Source organism: Micromonospora sp. WMMD964 (assembly GCF_029581455.1).
GTDB lineage: Bacteria > Actinomycetota > Actinomycetes > Mycobacteriales > Micromonosporaceae > Micromonospora.
In genome coordinates this window covers 3,380,049-3,400,586 of record NZ_CP120860.1, presented here as the reverse complement: position 1 = coordinate 3,400,586, position 20,538 = coordinate 3,380,049, and the positions used below count along the sequence as shown (strand labels likewise).

Sequence of the window (20,538 nt, the reverse complement as noted above, 5' to 3'; positions counted from 1 at the left end):
CCCGATCACTAGGCTCGGGGCATGGAACAGCGCAGCTTCACCCGGCTCGGCCGGACCGTCGGCGCGGTCGGCCTGGGCGCCTGGCAACTCGGCGCCGACTGGGGCACCGTCAGCGAGGCCGACGCGATGGCGGTGCTCACCGCCGCCGTGGACTCCGGAGTCACCTTCCTCGACACCGCCGACGTGTACGGCGACGGCCGCAGCGAGCAGCTCATCGGTCGCTTCCTCCGCTCCCGACCCGACGCCGGGCTCACCGTCGCCACCAAGATGGGCCGCCGCGTCGAGCAGCGGCCGCAGGCGTACACCCTGGCCAACTTCCGGCAGTGGACCGACCGTTCCCGGGCCAACCTGGGAATGGACACGCTGGACCTGGTCCAGCTGCACTGCCCGCCCACCGCCGTGTTCTCCTCCGACGAGGTCTTCGACGGGCTGGACACCCTGGTCGCCGAGAAGGCCATCGCCGGGTACGGCGTCAGCGTGGAGACCTGCGACCAGGCCCTCACCGCGATCGCCCGGCCGGGCGTGGCGAGCGTCCAGATCATCCTGAACGCGGTCCGCCACAAGCCGCTGGAGCGCGTCCTGCCCGCCGCCGCGGACGCCGGCGTGGGCATCATCGCCCGGGTGCCGCTGGCCAGCGGCCTGCTCTCCGGCCGGTACGACGAGCACACCGAGTTCCCCGCCGACGACCACCGCAACTACAACCGGCAGGGCGCCGCCTTCGACGTCGGCGAGACGTTCTCCGGGGTCGACTTCGCGCAGGGGCTCGCCGCCGTACGCCGGCTCGCGCCGCTGGTCGACGCCGACCGCACGATGGCGCAGTTCGCGCTGCGGTGGGTGCTGGACCAGCCGGGCGTGACCGTCGTCATCCCCGGTGCCCGCGACGCCGACCAGGCCCGACGCAACGCCGCCGCGGCGGCCCTGTCGCCGCTCACCGACGACCAGTTGACCGCCGTACGCGAGGTCTACGACGAGCTGATCCGCCCGCAGGTGCACGACCGGTGGTGACCCACGCACCCGGGGTGCTCGCGTCGCGTCGCACGACCGGCGATGCTGGACGGCGGCGCGCCGCCTCGGGCAGCGGAGAGGGGAATCGATGAGGGGCTGGCTTCCGCTCACCCTCGGTCTGCTGGCCGTCGTGGTCGGTGCCGTGTGGACGGTGCAGGGCCTCGGCTACGTCAACGGCAGCCTGATGACCGGCGAGCGGATCTGGGCGGTGCTCGGCCCGCTCGTGGCGCTGGCCGGGCTGGTGGTGCTCTGGCTCGGTCTACGCTCGCGTCGCCGACGCTGAGCGATCCGTCCACTACGGAACAGGACGTGGAAAAGCCCTGCACCCCGGGAGGGATGCAGGGCTTTCAACGACCCTGGCCGGATCGTCCCACTGGCCGGCGGGGGCCGGCCGTCTCACTCAGATGGGACGAACCTGCTCGGCCTGCGGGCCCTTCTGACCCTGAGCGATCTCGAACTCCACCCGCTGGTTCTCCTCCAGCGAACGGTAGCCGCTGGTCTGGATGGCCGAGAAGTGGACGAACACGTCAGCACCCCCACCATCGACGGTGATGAAGCCGAAGCCCTTGTCAGCGTTGAACCACTTCACGGTTCCCTGAGCCATGTGTATCTCCCTCTAAAAACTGGTGGCCGTGCACGCCGTCCGGCCGATTGGCCGTTTTCGAGCAGCGGCGCCTGAGGCGGCCCCACGAAGGAGACTTCTCTCAACCCACGCCATCTCTCAACAGCGTGGACCAGCAAATCACGTACGCAAAAAGTCTGTCACGACCTTCCCGACGAATTTCTCCGACATGTGACCTGACGGATGCCTCAGATCCGCTGGGTGGCGTCCGAAGCCATGCGAAAGCCCCCTTCCCATCGATGCGGGAAGAGGGCTGAAGTCGCTGTGGTCAGTCCGGCCAGGAGCCGGTCATCCGGCGTACGCCGACCGCCCCGCCGCGGTCCACGGCGGCCCGGACGACCGCGAAGATCGCGCCCTGCAGCGCCGCGGCGGCCAGGATCTCGCCCCAGCCGCGATCCTCGTCGGTCGCGTTCGGCGCCTCGCCGTCGCCCGCGGTGACCTTCCAGACCTGCCGGAAGATCGCCCCGGCCACCGTGCCTGCGGCGATACCCAACAACACGCCGACCGGCCGGTACGCGACCCGGCTGATGCTCTTGCTCACCTACGCCTCCCCCGCACGATCATCAACACCACCACGGTCGCCACCGCACCGGCGGCGATGGCCGCCCACGGCACCGGGTTGCGGCGCACCAGCTCACCCTTGTCGCGCACCAGCCCACCCTTCTGGTGTGCCTGTGCCCGCGCCATTCCGGCGCCCCGCACGGCCTGCCCGCGGACCCGGGCGACGGTCTGTGCCGCCTGCTCGCGCATCCGCTCCTTCGCCTGCCCGGCGGACTCCTTCAAACGCGCCTTGACGTCGGCCTTGGCGGCCAACGCCTCCATCGTCTCGCCCAACTCGACCCGGGTGCGACGGATCTCCTCACGGAGCGCCTCCGTGTCGCCGGTCCCGTTGCCGGTCATTGCCGCCCCCTGTCCTTCACCGCGGCCGTGACAGTGTCCACGTCGGCCCGGAGGCTGCGGACCGTCGCCGCCGGCACGGGCGGAACGGCACGGCTGACCTGCTTCTTGCCCACCAGGGCGAGGATGCCGGCCACCAGGAAACAGGCCACCGCGACGATCAGCGCGGCGGCCCAGGCGGGCAACACCAGGTCGAGCAGCAGGATCGCCGTGGCGACCAACGCGCCCAGGCCGAAGAACGCCAGGGCACCGCCACCGCCGAAGAGGCCGAGGCCGATGCCGGCGTGCTTGCCCTTCTGGGTCAACTCCGCTCGGGCCAGCGCCAGTTCGTCCCGCACGAGGCGGGAGACCTGTTCGGTGGCCCGCTGCACCAACTCGGCGGTGGAGGGCTCGCTCCCGTTGTGGGATGTGCGGGCGTTCGCCACGTCAGCCATGCTGTCCTCCTTTCCTCATCACCGCGCTGTATGCCCGGAGTCGCCGCCCGTCAATCCTAAAGCGCGCCGAACGCCCGACCGTGCCCCTTGTCGGGACGCCGCGCCGCGGATACGCCGGCTGATGCGGTGATCGAGGCAGAGACGTCCGGCAGCACATCCCCCACCCAAGCCCGACCAAACCTCCCGCAACGGACCAGACCCGGGTGTCGCGGCCCCGCGCCCGCACCCCCGCCGACCCGCACCCGCCCGGCCCCGCACCCGGCCGGCCCCGCACCCGGCCGGCCCCGCACCCGGCCGGCCCCGCACCCGGCCGGGCCCGGCCCCGCGCCCAAGATCCGCGCAACATCACCGATGTTGCTGCCTCGAGCGCTTCGGAGGCAGCAACATCACCGAACTTGCGCGGGCCCCTTCGTGGGGCCGGGTGCGCGGGCCCCTTCGGGGGGCCGGGTGGGGGGTGGGGGTCAGGGGCGGGTTTCTTCGGGGCCTACGAAGGCTTCGCTTCGGGCGTCGCCGTCGTCGCTGCCGCCGAAGACGCGGGCGTCGTCGGGGGCTTCGGTGTCGGAGCGGCGGCGGACCGGCCGCCGCGGCTGCACCCACTGCCAGGGCAGGTTGCTGGTGGAGTCGCCCAGCTCGGTACGGATCCGGGGCATCGAGGTCGGCCGGTTGTCCCGGATCCAGGCCACCAGGTGCTCCCGCACCAGGCACCGCAGGTCCCACAGACTGCCCGCGTCGGCGGCGCTGACCAACGCGCGGACGCGGACCATCCCGCCGGTGGCGTCGGTGACCTGCAGGACGCACACCCGCCCGTCCCACAGCTCGGTGCCCTCGACGAGGCGGCGAAGCTCCTCGCGCATGGTCTGCACCGGCACCGCCCAGTCCACGTCGAACTCGGCGGTGCCGAGCACCGCGGACTCGGTGCGCGTCCAGTTCTGGAACGGCTTGCTGGTGAAGTACGAGGTGGGCAGGATCAATCGCCGGTCGTCCCAGATCTGCACGACCACGTAGCTCAGGGTCAGCTCCTCGATCCGGCCCCACTCCCCCTCGACGACCACCACGTCGTCCAGCCGGACGGCGTCGCTGAAGGCGAGCTGGAGGCCGGCGAAGACGTTGCCGAGCAGGCTCTGCGCGGCGAGCGCGGCCACCACACCGACCACACCGGCCGAGGTCAGCACACCCGCGCCGATGCCCCGCACGCTCGGGAACGTCATCAGCATCACGCCGATGGTCAGGATGACGATCACCGCGATGGTCAGCCGGCGCAGCATCACCACCTGGGTCCGGACCCGCCGGGCGTGCCGATTGTCCGGTACGTCGACCCGGAACCGGGCCAGCGCGGTGTCCTCCACGACGACCAGCAGCGCGGCCACCAACCAGGCCACCGTGGCGATGACGGCGAGCACGAGCAGGTGCAGCACCAGGCGACGCCAGCTCTCGCCGACCGCGTACCCGGTGCTGAAGCGTACGGCGAACTGCACGGCGAGGACCGTCCCGGCGACCTGGAACGGGCGGTGCGCGTGGTCGGTCAACTCGGTCAGCAGCTGCGACCGACGGCCGAACCGCCGGGTCAGCCGGTGGACGACCTCGACCAGGAGGAGAGCGACCGCCGCCGCGACGAGCGTGGCGACGGCCGTTTCGAGATAGTTCTGCACAGCTCCGTTGCTTCCCTTCGGTCAGACGTCGGGCACTCCGGGCAAAAGCCCAAGAGTGCCCGATGTCCGTGCTATCGACCAGCTCAGACCTTGCGGTACCGGGACTGGAGGAAGCAGTAGACGCCGAAGGCGGCGATGCCCAGGGCGACCAGGGTCAGCAGGAACATGCCGTACGACTGCTCGCGCAGTGTGTGCAGCGCGGCGTCCAGACCACGGGCCTTCTCCGGGTCGTAGTTGACCGCGGCCACGATGACCAGCAGACCGGCGATGCCGTACGCGACGCCCTTGGCGATGTAGCCGGCCATGCCGAGTCGGCGGGCCAACTGGCGGGTCTTCGGGCTCATCTCACCGGTCTTCAGGTGCTTCTCGAACTTCTTGCGGGCACCGTAGATGACCAGGCCGACGCCGATCGCGGCGAGCACCAGACCGGCCAGGCCGACCAGCCAACGGCCGCCGCTGGAGGTCATCAGCTTGCCGGTCAGCGCTTCCTGCTGGTCGGCGCTGTTCGACCCGGCGTCCTTGAAGACCTTGAAGGCGGTCCAGGCGAAGTAGAGGTAGACGATGGTCCGGCCCGCCGAGGCGAGCCGTTCCATGACCCGCTCCCTGCCCCGCTCGGCGCGATGCCCGCTGGCGGCCTCCAACGCCTGCCAGATCGCCATCGCGAGCAGGCCGACCGCGACGGCGATGACCAGGAACTTACCCAGGGGCTGTTCGGAGAGGGTACGCAGCGCGCCGGACTGGTCGCCGTCGTCGGACGACGTGCCGAACGCGATCTGCAACGCCAACCAGGCGAAGAGGAGGTGGACGATGCCGTAGCCGATGAAGCCGGCCCGGGCGAGGAGTTCCAGCCACCGGCTGTCCGCCGTTCGGGAGGCGGTGGCTTGCGCGCTACGGGTGAGTGACATGGCGTCACAATCTCCGATTACGAAGATTCCCAAACGTCGGCCACCGCCTCCCGGCGTGGGGTCAGTTACCGGGGTTGCGGGAGACGCGGACCTTCACCTGCTGGTCGGTGACGCTGTCCAGGGTGACCGCGAAACCGCCGGCCTCGGCGGCCTGCTGGCCCATGGTCAGGGTGAGCTGCTCCCCGGCGACCTCGACGGTCACCTGGTCGCCCTCGGCGCCGACCAGTTTGGCCTCGACGCCCAGGATGGTGGCGCTCGCGTCGACACCCCGCTCGAAGGTGACCGTGCAGGCGTCCAGCCCGCAGTCGGTGGAGGCGCCCTGGGAGCTGCAACCGGCGAGCACGGCGAGGCCGAGCGCCAGACCGGCGAAGAGACCGGCGGCGCGGCGGACGGGGGGCATGGGCATGGTGGCGGGTCGGTTCGTCACCCCGCCAAGAGTACGAGACGCCCGCGACGCCCACGCGACAGCGAGCGCGGGGAGCGCCCCGGTTAGGGTCCGGGACATGCCGTTCGACATCGCCCGCACCCGGGCCGCGTACCCCGCCCTGACCGAGGGCTTCGTCCACTTCGACGGTGCCGGTGGCACCCAGACCGCGGCGGGTGTGGTCGACGCGGTCACCGACGCCATGCGATCGGCGGTCGGCAACCGCAGCGCCGCCTCCGTACCGGGTCGCCGGTCGTTGGAGCTGGTGGCCGAGGCCCGCTCGGCGGTCGCCGACCTGCTCGGCGCCGACCCGGCCGGGGTGGTGCTCGGTCCGAGTGCCACCGCGCTGACGTACACCCTGGCCCGTACGCTCGGCGCGAGCTGGCGTCCGGGTGACGAGGTGGTGGTGTCCGGCCTCGACCACGACGCGAACATCCGGCCGTGGGTGCAGGCCGCCGAGGCGGCCGGTGCGACGGTGCGCTGGGCCGAGGTCGACCCGGGCACCGGGGAGCTGCCCGCCGCCCAGTACGCCGACCTGGTCGGCGAGCGGACCCGGCTGGTCGCGGTGACCGCCGGCAGCAACGCCATCGGCACCGTGCCGGACGTGCCGACGATCGCCAAGATCGCGCACGCGGTCGGCGCGTTGGTCCACGTCGACGGGGTGCACTCGGTTCCGCACGGACCGACGGACCTGGCCTCGCTCGGTGCCGACGTGCTGGTGACCAGCGCGTACAAGTGGTCCGGGCCGCACCTGGCGGCGATGGTGGCCGACCCGGCCCGGTGGGAGGCGCTGCGCCCGGCGAAGCTGGTGCCGTCCTCGGACGCGGTGCCGGACCGGTTCGAGTACGGCACGCCGAGCTTCCCGCTGCTCGCCGGTGTCACGGCGGCGGTGGATCACCTGGCGGGGCTGGATCCGGACGCGGTCGGGGACCGGCGGGCGCGGCTGCGGGCCGGGCTGGCCGCCGCGCAGGCGCACGAGGAGGCACTGCTGGACCGGCTGCTCACCGGGCTGGCGCAGCGACCGGCGATCACCGTCTACGGGTCGCCGGCGCGGCGCTGCCCGACGGTCTCGTTCCGGGTCGCCGGCGTGACCCCGGCGGCCACCCAGGAGGCGTTGGGCGCCGCCGGGTTCTGCCTCTCCGTCGGCGACTACTACGCCTACGAGTACTTCGAGATGATGGGTCTACGCGACAGCGGCGGCGCGGTGCGGGCCAGCATCTACCACTACAACACGGCCGACGAGGTCGACCGGTTGCTCGCCGAACTCGACGCGCTGGCCGACGCCGCGGGGACAATGGCCGGATGAGCACCCTGGTCGAGGACAACCCGGCGAAGCGCCGCTTCGAGATCCTGGTCGACGACGCGTTGGCCGGCTTCACCGCCTACCTGATGCGCGGGGAGGTCCTGGTCTTCACCCACACCGAGGTGGACCGGGGCTTCCAGGGCAAGGGCGTGGGCGGCGCGCTGATCCGGGGCACCCTGGACGAGGTCCGTGCCCGGGGCGCGACGGTGGTGCCGCAGTGCCCCTTCATGGCGGCGTTCATCGACAAGCACCCCGAGTACGCCGACCTGGTGGCCGACCTGCCGTAACGCGGGCCCGACAGCGGGCACGGGCCGGACAGCGGACGCCGGTCGGCCAACACGCGCGGGCCGGTCAGCGGGCGCCGGTCGGCCAACACGCGCGGGCCGGTCAGCGGGCGCCGGTCAGCACCTCGGCGGCGGCCCGTCCGCTGGCCCGGGTCGCGCCGTGGGTGGCCAGGTGCACCGACCCGGTCACCAACTCCGGCACGCCCAACTCGACCACCACCGCGTCCGGCCGGGCGGCCAACGCCCGGTGCACGGCGGAGCGCATCCACTCGTGCCGGTGCAGGTCGCGGACCACCAGGACGAGCGGGCGGCTGCCCGCCCCCGCGCCCGGGTCGGCCGGTACGTCGGTCTCGGCGTAGCGGACCGTGCTGGTGCCGGGCAGCAACTCGCCCAGGGGCGCGCCGATGCCCCACGGGGTCTCCGCGCCGATGGCGATGTTGCGGAGGGGCTCGAATTCGACGACGTACGCCGGGCGGGTCAGCGGCAGCGCGGACGCCGCGGTCCGGGAGGCGGTGACCCGGACGGCGCGGCGGGCGGCGACCAGTCCGACGTCGGCGGCGCCGCGTCGCCCCGCCGACCCGGCGGTGCGGGCGGCCATCGTCCAGGCGGCGAGCTGTCCGACCCGCTTGGCGGCCTCGGCGAGCCGTTCCTCGGGCAGCTCACCGGAGACGACGGCGGCGACGATGGCGTCGCGAAGCTCGCGTGCCGCCTGCTCGTCGGCCCGCTCGCCGCCGACGCAGATCGCGTCCGCCCCCGCCGCCAGGGCGCGGACGGTGGCCCCGGCGAACCCGTACCGGTCGGCGACCGCGCGCATCTCCATCGCGTCGGTCACCACCACACCGGAGAAGCCCATCTCGTCGCGGAGCAGCCCGCCGAGGATGCGCTGGCTCAGCGTGGCCGGCAGTTCCGGGTCGAGGGCCGGCACCAGCAGGTGGCCGGTCATCACCGCCTGCACCCCGGCGGCGACGGCGGCCCGGAACGGGGCCAGCTCGCAGGCGTCGAGGCGGTCCCGGTCGGCGGCGATCCGGGGCAGGTCGTGGTGGGAGTCGACGTGGGTGTCGCCGTGCCCCGGGAAGTGTTTGGCGCAGGCGGCCACGCCCCCGGCCTGGAGCCCGCGCACCCAGGCGGCGGTGTGTCGCGCGACGAGCTCGGGGTCGGCGCCGAAGGCGCGTACGCCGATCACCGGGTTGTCCGGGTTGGAGTTGACGTCGGCGTCCGGGGCGTAGTTGAGCGTGACCCCGGCGGCGGCCAGCTCGACGCCGAGGTCCCGGGCGACCGCCTCGGTCAGCTCCGGGTCGTCGACCGCGCCGAGGGCGAGGTTGCCGGGCCGGGAGCTGCCGTGCACCGATTCCAGTCGGGTGACGTCGCCGGCCTCCTCGTCGATCGCGACGATGACGTCGGGCCGTTCCGCGCGCAGCGTCGCGGTGAGCGCCGCCACCTGGGCGGGGTCGACGACGTTGCGGGCGAAGAGCACCACGGCGCCGAGTCCCTCGCCGAGCCAGCGGCACACCCACGGTGGCGGGGTGGTGCCGACGAACCCGGGCTGCAGGACGGCGGCGGCGAGCGCCGGGAGGTGGCCGGCGGGAGTGGTCACGCCGCCCCCTCGGAACGATCGATCTCGATCACCGGCGTCGGTGCGCCCCCGTCGACCCGCTGGTTGCGCTCGCTCATGCGACCCCCGTACCCCATCTCTCGCACGCCATCGGCGCACCGCCACCGGCAGGCGGTCATGCCATGGTCACACCGGGCGATTCAATAGTCAATAAACCTTACAGTTGCCTCAGGGGCCTGCCGCCGGGAGAGTGCGGGGATGGATCCCGCCCTGCTGGCCGACGCGACGAGCCCGGCCGACATCCCCGGCGTACGCCTGCTCGGCCTGGTGGTCGGCGCCCTGCTGCTGCTCGCCGCGATCCGGGCGATGTTCGGCCGACGCTGAGCGAACGGCCCCCGGACGGCCGGTCCGGCCGACGCCGAGCGAATGGGCCCCGGCCGTCCGGTGTGGCCGACCACGCCCGGGGTACGGCTCTCCCCATCAGCAGGTCCGCGCGTTGAAGGAGAGACCATGAAGATCGGATACTTTTTGTCCAGTGAGGAGTTGACGCCAGCCGAGCTGCTGGAGCAGGCGCGGGGCGCCGAACGGGCCGGTTTCGAGGCGCTGTGGATCTCCGACCACTACCACCCCTGGGTGGACGCGCAGGGCCAGAGCCCCTTCGTCTGGTCGATGATCGGCGCGCTCAGCCAGGTCTGTTCGCTGCCGGTGACCACCGCCGTGACCTGCCCGACGGTGCGCATCCACCCGGCCGTGATCGCGCAGGCGGCGGCGACCAGCGCGGTGCTGCACGGCGGACGGTTCGTGCTCGGCGTCGGCACCGGCGAGGCCCTCAACGAGCACATCTTCGGCGACGCCTGGCCGCAGGCCGACGTCCGCCTGGAGATGCTGGAGGAGGCCGTCGAGGTGCTGCGCGAGCTGTGGGGCGGCGGGTTCGTCAACCACCACGGCAAGCACTACACGGTCGAGCACGCCCGGATCTACACGCTGCCTGACACTCCCCCGCCGATCTACGTCTCCGGTTTCGGCCCGAAGGCCATCGAGCTCGCCGCCCGCATCGGCGACGGCTACGTGAGCACCATGCCCGACGGCGAGATGGTCCGGCGTTTCCGCGAGAACGGCGGCGGCGACAAGCCGTGCCAGGCCGGCTTCAAGGCGGCGTACGCGGACAGCGAGGACGAGGGGATGCGCATCGCGTACGAGCGGTGGCCGAATGCGGGCGTGCCGGGCGAGTTGTCCCAGGTGCTGCCCTCACCACGGCACTTCGAGCAGGCCGCCGAGCTGGTCGAGCCGGAGATGCTCAAGGAGACGTTCGTCTGCGGCAACAGCGTCGACGCGCACCTGGAGATGATCGACAAGTACGCCAAGGCCGGTTTCGACGAGGTCTACGTGGCCAACACCGGCCCGCACCACCAGGGCCTGTTCGACCTCTACCAGCGCGAGGTCCTACCCCGGCTGCGCTGAGCCGGCCAGGGCCCGACAGCCCATGATCGCCCGGACTTGTTTCGGCGGTCATGGGCTCGGGTACCTCCGGCCCTCGATGAAACTGTCCACGCATTCGATGACGTTGCGCCGCGCCGCCCGGAGCCTCTTCGGCTGGAAGGCTCTGCGGCCCAACCAGTTGGCCGCCATGCGCGCGGTGATGAAGCGACGGGACGCCCTGGTGGTGTTGCCCACCGGCGCCGGCAAGTCGGCCATCTACCAGATTCCGGCCAGCCTGATCCCCGGCCCCACCGTGGTGATCTCCCCGCTGCTGGCGCTCCAACAGGACCAGATCGCCGCCCTCAACGAGCGGCAACGCCCGGAGCTGAGGGCGGTGCGGATCAGCTCGAACGAGTCGGCCGCCCAGCAGGCCGAGGCGATCACCGAGGTCCGCGAGGGCCGGGCCGAGTTCCTGTTCATCACCCCGGAGCAGCTCAGCAACCCCGATCGGATGGCCGAGGTCGCCTCCCTGAAGCCCGCGCTGGTGGCGATCGACGAGGCGCACTGCATCTCCGCGTGGGGGCACGACTTCCGCCCCGACTACCTCGCGCTCGGGCACCTGATCGAGGGCATCGGCCGGCCGCCGGTGGTCGCGCTGACCGCCACCGCCTCCCCACCGGTACGCGACGACATCATCGCCCGCCTGCGGCTGCGCGATCCGGACGTGGTCATCTCCGGGCTGGACCGGCCCAACCTGTTCCTGGAGGTGGCGCACTGCCCCGACGAGGACTACCGGTGGCGGCGGCTGATGACGCTGCTGCGCGACGAGGGACGGCCGGGGATCATCTACGTGCCGACCCGCCGCGCCTCCGAGGAGTTGGCCGCCCGGCTGACCGACGCCGGCTTCCCGGCGCTGTTCTACCACGGCGGGATGCCGGTCGGCGCCCGCGCGGAACTGCACGAGGCGTTCCTCGCCGACCAGGTCCCCATCATGGTGGCGACCTCGGCCTTCGGGATGGGCATCGACAAGCCGAACATCGCCTGGGTGGTGCACATGGCGCTGCCCGACTCACCGGACAGCTACTTCCAGGAGATCGGCCGGGCCGGGCGCGACGGGGAGCCGGCCCGGGTGCTGCTGCTGTGGCGGGCCGAGGACGTGGGCCTGCAACGGTTCTTCAGCGGCGGCCTGCCGGACGTCGACGAACTGCGCGACCTGGCCGCGTTGCTACGCCGCAAGCCGGCCACCAAGACCGAGCTGCGCGAGGCCACCGGCCTCGGGCCGCGCAAGCTGGGCCAGTATCTCGCCCTGTTGGAGCAGATCGGTGCCGCCGAGCCGCGCGCCCGGCAGCGCATCGGCGCCCCGCGCTACTCCCCCACGCCGGTCGACGCCGCCGCGGCGGCGCTGGCCGAGGCGGAGCGTCAACAGACGGTCACCCGGTCCCGCACCGACATGATGCGGGCCTTCGCCGAGACCAACGCCTGCCGGGGGCAGACCCTGCTGGCCTACTTCGGCGAGCAGATGAGCGCGGTCTGCGGCCACTGCGACAACTGCCACAGCGGCACGAGCGTCGCCGACCAGGGCGCGGTCGGCCCGTTCCCGGTGCACAGCCGGGTGCGTCACCCGGAGTGGGGCCCGGGCCTGGTGCTCTCCTACGAGGACGACAAGATGACGGTTCTCTTCGACGAGGTCGGGTACAAGACGTTGTCGGTGCGCGTGGTGTCCGAACAGGGCCTGCTGACCCTCGACTAGCCTGACCCGGGCACCGGTGTCGGGCCCGGTGGATCGACTGACCAGAGCACCGATTGACCAAGCAGAGCAGGGCGGAAGGGGCGTTGCCGTGATCGAGCAACCGGCGTACACCGGTTTCGGTTTCTCCGACGGGGAGTGGGGGCTGCTGGTCGGCCTGCCGCAGTCGGTCCTGACCGCGGCGAGCGCCGCCGAGTCCGACGGCACCCGCCGGACCATGGCGGAGACCGCGGCCGGTCTGGAGACCATCTCCGCCGGCCGGGAGTCGGCCAGCCCGCTGGTCGCCGCCGTGGCCGGTGAGATCGTGACCCGGGTCGGCGACCCGGAGGCCGGCGCCGAGTTGCCGGTCATCGCACCCGACGACCCGCGCGCGCTCATCGACGACGTGCTGCTGCGGGCCGGTGAGGCCGCGGCCCTGCTGGCCAAGCGTGTCGACGAGGGCGAGGCCGGCGCGTACAAGCACTGGCTCGTGCAGATCGCCGAGCAGGTGGTGGGCGCCGCGTCCAGCGGTGGCGTGCTGGGCATCGGCGGCGAATCCGTCAGCGACTCCGAGCGGCGCTTCCGCGACCGGCTCGCCCACGTGCTCAACGACTGATCGAGGACAGCGACGTGTCGGCCGGACCGGTCGGCTCGGCGGCCGGCGCCGCGGGGTCGGCCGGCCGGACGCCGCGCAGCGTCACCAACGCGGTGACCGCGCCCAGCAGCATCGCCACCATCGCGGCGACGGCGGCGACGTGCAGCCCGTCGGTGAACGCCACCCGGGCCGCGTGCAGCACCGCGTCGGCCAGGTCCGCCGGCAGCTCCTGGGCCACCGCGAGCGCACCTCCCAGCGTCTCCCGGGCGGCGTCGCCACTGTCGGCGGGCAGTCCGGCGGGCAGGCCGTCGAGGATCTCGCGGCGGTAGACCGCCGCGCCGACGCTGCCGAGGATCGCCATCCCCAGCGCGCCGCCCAACTCACTGCTGGACTCGGTCAGCGCGGACGCGACACCGGCCTGCTCGGCGGGCGCGGCACCGAGGACCAGCTCGGTGACGAGGGACATCACCATGACCAGGCCACCGGCGTAGACGCTGGCGCCGACGAGGAGCAGCCAGAGCGGCGACTCCGGCGTGACCCGGGTCAGCACCACGAAGCCGAGCACGGCGACCGCGAAACCCGCACCGATCAGGTACGCCCGTTCGACGCGCTGGGCGAGCGCGGCGGCGGCCGGCGCGACTCCGCCCACGGCGAGCGACGGCACCAGGCTCCACAGTGCCGCGCGCAGCGGGCTCAGGCCGAGCACCGACTGGAGGTGCTGGGTGGTGAAGATGGCGAAGCCGACCAGGGCGAACATCGCCAGCAGGTTGACCGCGAGCGCCCCGGCGAAGCCCCGGCGACGGAACAGGGCGAGGTCGATCATCGGGTACGCGCGGGTGCGCTGCCGGTGCAGGAACAGCGCGCCCACCAGCAGGCCGGCGACGATGGCGAGCACCCGCGCCGGGCTGACGCCGTCGCGGGCCATCTCCTTGATGCCGTAGATCACCGGGAGCAGTGCGCCGAGGGAGAGCGCCCCGCTGACGAGGTCGAACCGTCCGGCCGCCGGGTTGCGGGACTCGGGCACCAGGACCGGGGCGAGCAGGAGCAGCATCAGCATCGCCGGGATGTTGATCAGGAAGATCGACCCCCACCAGAAGTGCTCCAGCAGGATGCCGCTGAGCACCGGGCCGATCGCGATGCCGCCGGTGAGCGTGGCGGTCCAGATGCCGATGGCGGTGGCCCGCTGCCGGGCGTCGTGGAACAGGTTGCGCACCAGGGCGAGCGTGGAGGGCATCAAGGTGGCCCCGCCGACGCCGAGCAGGGCGCGCGCGGCGATCAGCGTCTCGGCGCTGTCCGCGTAGGCCGCCAGCAGCGATGCCGTCCCGAACGCGGTGGCGCCGATCAGCAGGAGCCGACGTCGGCCGATCCGGTCGCCCAGCGCGCCCATGGTGATGAGCAGCCCGGCCAGTACGAAGCCGTAGACGTCGAAGATCCAGAGCTGTTGGGTGCCGGTGGGGCGCAGCTCCTCGCTGATGAACGGGACGGCGAAGTAGAGCACCGACACGTCCATCGAGACCAGGAGCAGCGGCAGCATCAGCACCGTGAACCCGGTCCACTCCCGGCGGCCCGCCCGTGGCGCCGGTGAGGTGGTCGTCATCATGATCGATTCTCCTTCTGCGTATGACGTACGCTGTAATGCGTAGACCATACGCAGAACTAGGATGGCGAGGCAAGGAGGAAAAGTGGCGGCACAGACAGACGACAGCGGGCCAGTGCTCCCCCCGGCCATCGAGAGCGCCTGGGGGCTGCGGGGGCGACCGCCCAAGGGGCCCCGACCGGGGATGAGCGTGTCCACCATCGTGGACACCGCCGTACGCGTGGCCGACGCCGACGGGCTGGCCGCCGTCTCCATGAGCCGGGTGGCCAAGGAGCTGGGCGCCGCCACCATGGCCCTCTACCGGTACGTCGGCTCGAAGGACGAGCTGCTCCTGCTCATGGTGGACACCGGCTACGGCCCACCACCCGGCCCACCCGCACCGCAGGACGACTGGCGCGCCGGTCTTACCCGATGGGCCTGGGCCGAGCACGAGGTGCTGCGCCGCCGGACCTGGCTGCTACACGTGCCGATCAGCGGTCCGCCGATCACCCCGCAGCAGCTCGGCTGGCTGGAGGACGGGCTGCGCTGCCTCGACGGCACCACGCTCGCCGAGGGCGAGAAGATGTCGACGCTGCTCCTGATCACCGGGTACGTCCGCAACGAGGCCACGCTCACGTCGCAGATCGCCGAGGGCGCCCAGGCTTCCGGCGTCACGCCGAGCGAGATGATGCCCGCCTACAGCCGGATGCTGGCCCGGCTCATCGACCCGACCCGCTTCCCGGCGCTGCACCGGGTGCTGAGCGCCGGTGGCATCGACCAGGACGACGACCCGGACGACGAATTCGTCTTCGGCCTGGACCGGATCCTCGACGGCGTCGAGGCACTGATCCACAGACGAGCGGACTGAGGGAGCCCGGATGCTCCCGAGCGAGACGTTCGACACGACCGTCCTGCCACCCGGTGAACGATTCGGGATGTGGCTGGAACTGGTCGCCCGCACCTCGGCGCCGATGCAGGTCCGGTCCGAGCACGACGAGGACTTCATCGCCCGGGCCGACTTCGTCGACCTCGGGCCGATCCAGCTGGTCAGCTACGACTACCCGTCTCTGGACGCCTTCCGGACCCCGAAACTCATTCGCCAGTCGGATCCGGAGGTGTACATTCTCGCCCTCACCACCGGCGGCGTCGGCACGTCCAGCCAGGACGGTCGCCGCAGCGAGATCCAGGTCGGTGAGTTCACCTTCTACAACGCGTCGCGTCCGCACGACCTCGGCCACCAGGCGACGGAGCCGGAGCGGCACCAGGCCAGCTCGATCATCACGTTGATCCCGCACGCCGCGCTGCCGCTGCCACCGCAGCGGATGGCAGCGCTCTACGGCGGGCGGATGTCCGGCAGCGAGGGGATCGGGGCGCTGCTGGCGCAGTTCCTGTTGCAGGTGACCAGGCACCCCGAGCAGTACCATGCCGCCGACGCGAGCCGACTCGGCGCGGTCGGGCTCGACCTGGCCACCACCATGCTCGGCCGGCACCTGGTCGCCGAGGACGCCGTACCCACCGAGGTCCGCCGCCGGGCACTGCTCACCCAGGTGCAGTCGTACGTCCACCGGCACCTCGGCGACGCGACGCTCAGCCCTCGGGTCGTCGCCGACGCCCACCACATCTCGGTGCGGTCGCTGCACCGGCTGTTCGAGGCCGAGGAGACGACCGTGGCGTCGTACATCCGCGATCTGCGGCTGGCCCGGTGCCGACGCGACCTGTCCGACCCGGCGCTGCGAAACCAACCGGTGCAGACCATCGCGGCGCGCTGGGGGTTCTCCGACAAAGCCCACTTCAGCCGGGCGTTCCGGGCAGCCTACGGGGTGAGCCCACAGGAACATCGCGACAACAGCTCGCATCCGGCGCGGATCGTCAACCGCGCGGCGTCCATGGTCAACACGAGGCGGGCAGACTGACACCACGTGGCCGACCGCTCGCGGTGGGCCGCCAACGGGGGCCGTGGCGAGGCGCCCGCCGCGCGTAGGCGCGGCGGGCGGCCGCCCGGTGGCCGCCCGCCCACGCCCGAGTCTCCGGCCCCGCCACTTCCCCCCAGGATCGTCGGCGGGGCCGGTCAGGCCTTCTCCAACAGCTCCAGGACGACCCGCTCGGCCTCCTCGCGCGACGCCTGCGGGTCCACCGACGCCACCACCCCGTCGTGGTAGAGGTCCACCACCCGTGGATCCACGTAGGACGCCCGAGCCACCGTCGGCGTGTTGCCCAGCAGGTCGGCCACCGCACGCATCACGGAGACCACCGCCCTGCGCCGCGCGGTCACCGAGCGGGCCGGGGCGGCGATGGCCAGCTCGGTCGCGGCGAGCACCGTCGCGTGCCAGGTACGGAAGTCCTTGGCGGTCATCTCCCCACCACTGGCATCGCGCAGGTAGCCGTTCACCTCGTCGCTGCGCACGTCCCGCCAGTCCCGGCCGTCCCAGTAGCCGAACAACCGGTCCGCCCGCCGCCGCCGACGGCGCAGATTGACGAGCACCTGGCACAACTCCGGGTCCTCGATGCGGCGTACCTGCTCGATGCCGCCCTTCGCCGGGAACACCAGGACCACGCAGCCGCCCCGCGACCGGGCGTGTTCGGGCCGCAGGGTGGACACCCCGTACGTCGGGTCGTCGCCGGCCGCGTACTGGTCACTGCCCACCCGGAACATCCCCATGTCCAGCAGGCGGGCCACCGTGGCGAGCACCCGGTCCCGGTTCAACCCCCGGCCGTCCAGGTCGCGACCCACCCGCTCCCGCAGCGCCGGCAGCCGGCGGGCCACCTCCAACATGTGGTCGAACTTCACCTCGTCCTGCTTCTCCCGCCACCGTGGGTGGTAGACGTACTGCTTGCGTCCGGCCGCGTCGATCCCGATCGCCTGGATGTGCCCGTTCGGGTACGGCGAGATCCAGACGTCCTGCCAGGCCGGAGGGATGACCAACTCCCGCAGCCGGGCCAGGACCTCCGCGTCCCGGACCGGAGCGCCGGTCGGGTCGACGAAATGCCAGCCCCGCCCGCGTCGACGCCGTCCGTACCCCGGTCGTCCCGGGTCACTACGCCGCAACCGCACCGGAGACCCGCACCACCCTCTCCACCTCAGCCACGGCGGCCAGCACCTCGTCGAGACGCAGCGCCGCCATCGTCGGGTGGCTTCCTACCCCGTCCCACCTGGGCCAATCCCCCTCGCCGACCCAGAGCACCCGGTGCCGGGGCCGGTCCGGCGGCGGTCCCCAGTGCGCCGGTGGCACCGGCCCGAAGAGGACCACCGACGCGGTGCCGTACCCGGTGGCCAGATGAGCCACCCCGGTGTCCCCGCTGACCACCAGCCGGGCGTCGGCCACCAGCGCGGCGAGCGTGCCGAGGTCGGTCCGGCCGGCCAGCACGGCGTCGGACCCCAGGCCCGCCGCCTCGGCCACCCGGGCCGTCAGGGCCCGTTCGTCGGCCGAGCCGGTGAGCAGCACCCGGTGCCCCTGGTCGGTCAACGCCCGGGCCAGCGCGGCGAACCGCTCGGCCGGCCACCGCTTGGCGGGGATCTTGCTGCCGGGATGCAGCACCGTCACACCGGTGGGCAGCCCGGTCACAGCCGGGCGGCGCAGGCCGAGGTCGGCCCGGTCGGCCGGGATGTCGTGCCAGGACAACAGCCGGCACCACCGGTCCACCTCGTGCTCGTCGTCGGACCACTGCGGACCGTCGGCGTGGCCGGCATCCGGGTTGGCGAAGGCGAGCAGCCGACCGGGTCGGGTGGCCGCGAGCGACCGGTGCGACTGCGGACCGCGGCCGTGCAGGTTGACAGCGACCTGCGGGACCGAACCGACCCGGACGGGCCGGTCCAACCCGGCGGTGTCCACCAGCCGGTCCACGCCGCCGACCAGGTCGACGAGCGGAGCCAACCCGGCGGGCGCGGCGAGCGCCAGCTCCTGGGAGGGGTACGCCGCTCGCAGTGCCCGCAGGGCGGGCACCGCGGTCACCAGGTCGCCGACGCCGAGGGCGCGCAGCACGAGGATCACGGGTACGACGTCTCCTGCTCGGCGCAGACCACCAGCTCGCGCACCGCGCAGCCGGGCGGCTGGTTCAACGCGAACATGATCGCGGCGGCGGTGTCGACGGGGTCGTTGAGGATCGCGTCCGGCCCCGGCTTGTACTGCGGATCGCGCTCGTCGAAGAACGCGGTGCGCATCCCACCCGGAATGAGCAGCGTGACGCCGACCTGACCGGCGAGTTCGGCGGCGAGGGCACGGGTGAAGCCCACCACGCCGAACTTCGCCGCGCAGTACGCGGTGGCGTCGCTGACCGCCTTGACCCCCAGGGTGCTGGCGACCGTGACGATGCGACCCCGCGACGTCAGCAGGAACGGCAACGCGGCCCGGATCACCGCCGCGGTGGCCAGCAGGTCGACCGCGACGATCCGATCCCAGGTCTCCCCCGGCACGTCGAGGAGTCGACCGGGCACGTCCATGCCGGCGGCGGTGACCACCGCGTCCAGGCCGCCGGCCTGCTCGGCGAGGTGCCGGGTGGCCACCTCGGCGGCCCGCGTGTCGGCGAGGTCGCACTCGGTCCAGGACACCCCGTCGGCCGGTGCCTGCCGGTCCAGCACGACCGGTCGACCACCGGACGCGGCCACCGCCGCGACCACCGCCGCGCCGAGCCCGCTCGCGCCGCCGGTGACCAGGACCGTCGGCCCGGCTCCCTGCCGCGTGGCGGTCATCGGGTCCGCTCCGCGAGCGTACGGACGATCATGTCGGTGGTGGACCGACCGTCCAGGTAGGGCACCACCACCGTGTTCCCACCCCACCGGCGCAGCACCTCCGCCTCCGGAAGGATCGTCGCGTCGTCCCCGCCGCCGGTGGCGTAGTCGCCGCCCTTCACCCAGATGTCGGGGCGTACCCAGGACAACGCCGCGTCCGGAGTCGGCTCGTCGAAGACGAGGACGGCGTCGACGCAGCTCAGCGCGGTGAGCACCCGACTGCGGTCGTCCTCGGACATCACCGGCCGGTCCGGGCCCTTCAACCCGGCCACGCTGGCGTCGGAGTTCAGGCAGACGATCAGGCAGTCGCCGAGCTGCCGCGCGGCCTGCAGGGTGGCCACGTGCCCGGCGTGCAGGAGGTCGAAGCAACCGCCGGTCGCCACCACCGTGCCACCTGCGGCGCGTACCTCCTGCAGGAGGTTTGCCACCGCCGCGACTCCCACCCGATCGCTCGCCACGACGCCTCTCGGTAGCGCTCGGAGGGCTCCCCGGGCGGGCGCGCTCCGCGCGGGCGCCAGATCGGTCGGCAGCGCCGCGGCCACTCCCCCACCCGCCACGAACCTGGACGCCTCGGCGACCGCCGCCTGCACCGCCTCGGAGACCAGCGCACCCTCGGCCAGGGCGAGGCTGGCGGCAGCCGCGAACCGGTCGCCGGCCCCGCAGGTGTCCCCTTCGGCGCTGCCCGGTGTCGGCACCACGAGCGGCGTCGACCCGGCGTGACAGAGCAGCGCGCCGTCGCCGCCCAACGTCACCGCCACCGCGCCGGCCCGCCAGCGCCGCCGCAGCCCCTGCGCCCCCCGCGACGCGGTGGCCAGCCGGGACGCGCCGGGCACCGCCGGGACCAGCTCGCGTACCTCCGACTCGTTCGGGGTGGCCAGGTGCACACCGGGCACCGCCTCCGGGCCACGCGGGTGCGGATCCCACACCACCGGCGCACGGGTCGCGGCCAACGCGTCGCGCAGCGCGGGCTGCCGGGCCACCCCCCGGCCGTAGTCGCTGACCAGCACCGCCGACGCCGAGCCGATCACCCGGAGGACCTCCTCGGACGGTTCGCCGGGATCCCCGGACGCGCCTCCTCGGTCGTGCCGCAGCAGCACCCGGCCCCGAGCCCGGAGCCGGATCTTCTCCGGCGTCGCACCGGGCAGGGCCAGCGGGTACACCTGGACGCCGGCGGCGGCGAGCAGCGCGCTCAGGCGGGCGCCGCCGGCGTCGTCGGCGAGCGCGGTCACCAACACCACCTCGGCGCCCTGCGCGGCGGCGAACACGGCGGCCAGACCGGCGCCACCGGGCCGGTCGACGGCCGAGGTCTCGTCGAGCACCGGCACCGGGGAGTCCGGGCAGAGACGGTTCACCACCCCCTCCACGTCCCGGTCGAGCAGGGTGTCGCCGAGCACCACGACGGGTCCCCTCACGCTTGCCTC

23 protein-coding genes are annotated in these 20,538 nt (G+C 72.9%); 10 read left to right on the top strand and 13 right to left on the bottom strand.

From position 1 onward, the window contains the following. Positions 1-21 precede the first annotated feature (21 nt). Positions 22-1,005, top strand: a complete 984-nt coding sequence (locus O7616_RS15795; RefSeq protein WP_282307491.1) for an aldo/keto reductase — start codon at positions 22-24, stop codon at positions 1,003-1,005. Positions 1,006-1,093: 88 nt separating this feature from the next. Then, positions 1,094-1,288 (top strand): hypothetical protein, encoded by a 195-nt coding sequence (locus O7616_RS15790; RefSeq protein WP_282307490.1) that lies wholly within the window; start codon positions 1,094-1,096, stop codon positions 1,286-1,288. A 117-nt stretch (positions 1,289-1,405) separates the two neighbouring features. Here O7616_RS15790 and O7616_RS15785 read toward each other — a convergent pair whose 3' ends face one another. The 7 genes from O7616_RS15785 to O7616_RS15755 all read right to left on the bottom strand — a co-directional run bounded on the left by O7616_RS15785 (position 1,406) and on the right by O7616_RS15755 (position 5,918). Continuing rightward, the gene (locus O7616_RS15785; protein WP_030338233.1) at positions 1,406-1,609 is read right to left on the bottom strand and encodes a cold-shock protein; all 204 of its coding nucleotides are present in this window, start codon (positions 1,607-1,609) and stop codon (positions 1,406-1,408) included. 286 nt (positions 1,610-1,895) lie between these two features. Continuing rightward, entirely contained in the window at positions 1,896-2,168 is a 273-nt protein-coding gene (locus O7616_RS15780; RefSeq protein ID WP_088990412.1) for a DUF4235 domain-containing protein, read from the bottom strand. Continuing rightward, positions 2,165-2,527, bottom strand: coding sequence for a DUF3618 domain-containing protein (locus O7616_RS15775; protein WP_282260982.1), 363 nt, complete (start codon positions 2,525-2,527; stop codon positions 2,165-2,167). Before O7616_RS15775 ends, O7616_RS15780 begins: the two co-directional genes overlap by 4 nt. Beyond that, on the bottom strand, positions 2,524-2,958 hold the full coding sequence (locus tag O7616_RS15770) for a phage holin family protein (RefSeq protein WP_282260983.1): 435 nt from the start codon (positions 2,956-2,958) through the stop codon (positions 2,524-2,526). Before O7616_RS15770 ends, O7616_RS15775 begins: the two co-directional genes overlap by 4 nt. 461 nt (positions 2,959-3,419) lie before the next feature. Then, entirely contained in the window at positions 3,420-4,607 is a 1,188-nt protein-coding gene (locus tag O7616_RS15765) for a mechanosensitive ion channel domain-containing protein (protein ID WP_282307489.1), read from the bottom strand. Between the two features lie 83 nt (positions 4,608-4,690). Further along, positions 4,691-5,512 (bottom strand): DUF1206 domain-containing protein, encoded by an 822-nt coding sequence (locus O7616_RS15760; protein WP_282307488.1) that lies wholly within the window; start codon positions 5,510-5,512, stop codon positions 4,691-4,693. 61 nt (positions 5,513-5,573) lie between these two features. Next, entirely contained in the window at positions 5,574-5,918 is a 345-nt protein-coding gene (locus O7616_RS15755) for a hypothetical protein (protein ID WP_282307647.1), read from the bottom strand. A gap of 97 nt (positions 5,919-6,015) precedes the next feature. On the opposite strand from O7616_RS15755, the gene O7616_RS15750 reads away from it, so the two are divergent. After that, positions 6,016-7,242: a cysteine desulfurase-like protein gene (locus O7616_RS15750; protein WP_282307486.1), complete on the top strand. Its 1,227-nt coding sequence runs from the start codon at positions 6,016-6,018 to the stop codon at positions 7,240-7,242. Next, a complete protein-coding gene (locus O7616_RS15745; protein ID WP_145783975.1) occupies positions 7,239-7,526 on the top strand; it encodes a GNAT family N-acetyltransferase in 288 nt (95 codons plus the stop codon). The genes O7616_RS15750 and O7616_RS15745 overlap by 4 nt, the downstream gene beginning before the upstream one ends. A gap of 100 nt (positions 7,527-7,626) precedes the next feature. On the opposite strand, the gene O7616_RS15740 is transcribed toward O7616_RS15745, so the two are convergent. Then, positions 7,627-9,117, bottom strand: a complete 1,491-nt coding sequence (locus O7616_RS15740) for a glycoside hydrolase family 3 N-terminal domain-containing protein (protein WP_282307485.1) — start codon at positions 9,115-9,117, stop codon at positions 7,627-7,629. 216 nt (positions 9,118-9,333) lie between these two features. On the opposite strand from O7616_RS15740, the gene O7616_RS15735 reads away from it, so the two are divergent. The 4 genes from O7616_RS15735 (at position 9,334) to O7616_RS15720 (ending at position 12,836) form a co-directional block, all read left to right on the top strand. After that, positions 9,334-9,459 carry a hypothetical protein gene (locus tag O7616_RS15735; protein WP_255421242.1) on the top strand — a complete coding sequence of 42 codons (126 nt, stop codon included), beginning with the start codon at positions 9,334-9,336 and terminating at the stop codon, positions 9,457-9,459. A 126-nt stretch (positions 9,460-9,585) separates the two neighbouring features. After that, a complete protein-coding gene (locus O7616_RS15730) occupies positions 9,586-10,536 on the top strand; it encodes a TIGR03557 family F420-dependent LLM class oxidoreductase (RefSeq protein WP_282307484.1) in 951 nt (316 codons plus the stop codon). 76 nt (positions 10,537-10,612) lie between these two features. After that, positions 10,613-12,244 (top strand): RecQ family ATP-dependent DNA helicase, encoded by a 1,632-nt coding sequence (locus O7616_RS15725; RefSeq protein WP_282260996.1) that lies wholly within the window; start codon positions 10,613-10,615, stop codon positions 12,242-12,244. Between the two features lie 88 nt (positions 12,245-12,332). After that, positions 12,333-12,836, top strand: a complete 504-nt coding sequence (locus tag O7616_RS15720) for a hypothetical protein (protein WP_282260997.1) — start codon at positions 12,333-12,335, stop codon at positions 12,834-12,836. Here the strand turns inward: O7616_RS15720 and O7616_RS15715 are convergent. After that, the gene (locus O7616_RS15715) at positions 12,826-14,415 is read right to left on the bottom strand and encodes an MFS transporter (RefSeq protein WP_282307483.1); all 1,590 of its coding nucleotides are present in this window, start codon (positions 14,413-14,415) and stop codon (positions 12,826-12,828) included. The two genes, O7616_RS15720 and O7616_RS15715, sit on opposite strands and share 11 nt — an antisense overlap. Positions 14,416-14,497: 82 nt before the next feature. Between O7616_RS15715 and O7616_RS15710 the strand changes: the two genes are divergently transcribed. Both O7616_RS15710 and O7616_RS15705 read left to right on the top strand, forming a co-directional pair. Next, positions 14,498-15,259, top strand: coding sequence for a TetR/AcrR family transcriptional regulator (locus O7616_RS15710; RefSeq protein WP_282307482.1), 762 nt, complete (start codon positions 14,498-14,500; stop codon positions 15,257-15,259). A 10-nt stretch (positions 15,260-15,269) separates the two neighbouring features. Further along, positions 15,270-16,304: a helix-turn-helix domain-containing protein gene (locus tag O7616_RS15705; protein WP_282307481.1), complete on the top strand. Its 1,035-nt coding sequence runs from the start codon at positions 15,270-15,272 to the stop codon at positions 16,302-16,304. Positions 16,305-16,459: 155 nt separating this feature from the next. Here the strand turns inward: O7616_RS15705 and O7616_RS15700 are convergent, their stop codons facing one another. The 4 genes from O7616_RS15700 to O7616_RS15685 are packed head-to-tail and all read right to left on the bottom strand — an operon-like array spanning position 16,460 to position 20,529. Beyond that, positions 16,460-17,443 (bottom strand): DNA topoisomerase IB, encoded by a 984-nt coding sequence (locus O7616_RS15700; RefSeq protein WP_282307479.1) that lies wholly within the window; start codon positions 17,441-17,443, stop codon positions 16,460-16,462. After that, positions 17,427-18,380 (bottom strand): glycosyltransferase family 9 protein, encoded by a 954-nt coding sequence (locus tag O7616_RS15695; RefSeq protein ID WP_282307478.1) that lies wholly within the window; start codon positions 18,378-18,380, stop codon positions 17,427-17,429. The genes O7616_RS15700 and O7616_RS15695 overlap by 17 nt, the downstream gene beginning before the upstream one ends. Then, positions 18,377-19,078, bottom strand: coding sequence for an SDR family oxidoreductase (locus tag O7616_RS15690; RefSeq protein ID WP_282261007.1), 702 nt, complete (start codon positions 19,076-19,078; stop codon positions 18,377-18,379). Before O7616_RS15690 ends, O7616_RS15695 begins: the two co-directional genes overlap by 4 nt. Further along, positions 19,075-20,529 carry a PfkB family carbohydrate kinase gene (locus tag O7616_RS15685; protein ID WP_282307477.1) on the bottom strand — a complete coding sequence of 485 codons (1,455 nt, stop codon included), beginning with the start codon at positions 20,527-20,529 and terminating at the stop codon, positions 19,075-19,077. The genes O7616_RS15690 and O7616_RS15685 overlap by 4 nt, the downstream gene beginning before the upstream one ends. Between the last annotated feature and the right edge of the window lie 9 nt (positions 20,530-20,538).

What these genes read in the sequence shown, in the direction of transcription:
- O7616_RS15795 (WP_282307491.1), top strand. Translation starts at nt 22, where the DNA reads ATGGAACAGCGCAGCTTCACCCGGCTCGGCCGGACCGTCGGCGCGGTC.
- O7616_RS15785 (WP_030338233.1), bottom strand. Translation starts at nt 1,609, where the DNA reads ATGGCTCAGGGAACCGTGAAGTGGTTCAACGCTGACAAGGGCTTCGGC.
- O7616_RS15725 (WP_282260996.1), top strand. Translation starts at nt 10,613, where the DNA reads ATGAAACTGTCCACGCATTCGATGACGTTGCGCCGCGCCGCCCGGAGC.
- O7616_RS15750 (WP_282307486.1), top strand. Translation starts at nt 6,016, where the DNA reads ATGCCGTTCGACATCGCCCGCACCCGGGCCGCGTACCCCGCCCTGACC.
- O7616_RS15790 (WP_282307490.1), top strand. Translation starts at nt 1,094, where the DNA reads ATGAGGGGCTGGCTTCCGCTCACCCTCGGTCTGCTGGCCGTCGTGGTC.
- O7616_RS15745 (WP_145783975.1), top strand. Translation starts at nt 7,239, where the DNA reads ATGAGCACCCTGGTCGAGGACAACCCGGCGAAGCGCCGCTTCGAGATC.
- O7616_RS15730 (WP_282307484.1), top strand. Translation starts at nt 9,586, where the DNA reads ATGAAGATCGGATACTTTTTGTCCAGTGAGGAGTTGACGCCAGCCGAG.
- O7616_RS15705 (WP_282307481.1), top strand. Translation starts at nt 15,270, where the DNA reads ATGCTCCCGAGCGAGACGTTCGACACGACCGTCCTGCCACCCGGTGAA.
- O7616_RS15760 (WP_282307488.1), bottom strand. Translation starts at nt 5,512, where the DNA reads ATGTCACTCACCCGTAGCGCGCAAGCCACCGCCTCCCGAACGGCGGAC.
- O7616_RS15715 (WP_282307483.1), bottom strand. Translation starts at nt 14,415, where the DNA reads ATGATGACGACCACCTCACCGGCGCCACGGGCGGGCCGCCGGGAGTGG.
- O7616_RS15775 (WP_282260982.1), bottom strand. Translation starts at nt 2,527, where the DNA reads ATGACCGGCAACGGGACCGGCGACACGGAGGCGCTCCGTGAGGAGATC.
- O7616_RS15755 (WP_282307647.1), bottom strand. Translation starts at nt 5,918, where the DNA reads ATGCCCATGCCCCCCGTCCGCCGCGCCGCCGGTCTCTTCGCCGGTCTG.
- O7616_RS15770 (WP_282260983.1), bottom strand. Translation starts at nt 2,958, where the DNA reads ATGGCTGACGTGGCGAACGCCCGCACATCCCACAACGGGAGCGAGCCC.
- O7616_RS15690 (WP_282261007.1), bottom strand. Translation starts at nt 19,078, where the DNA reads ATGACCGCCACGCGGCAGGGAGCCGGGCCGACGGTCCTGGTCACCGGC.
- O7616_RS15735 (WP_255421242.1), top strand. Translation starts at nt 9,334, where the DNA reads ATGGATCCCGCCCTGCTGGCCGACGCGACGAGCCCGGCCGACATCCCC.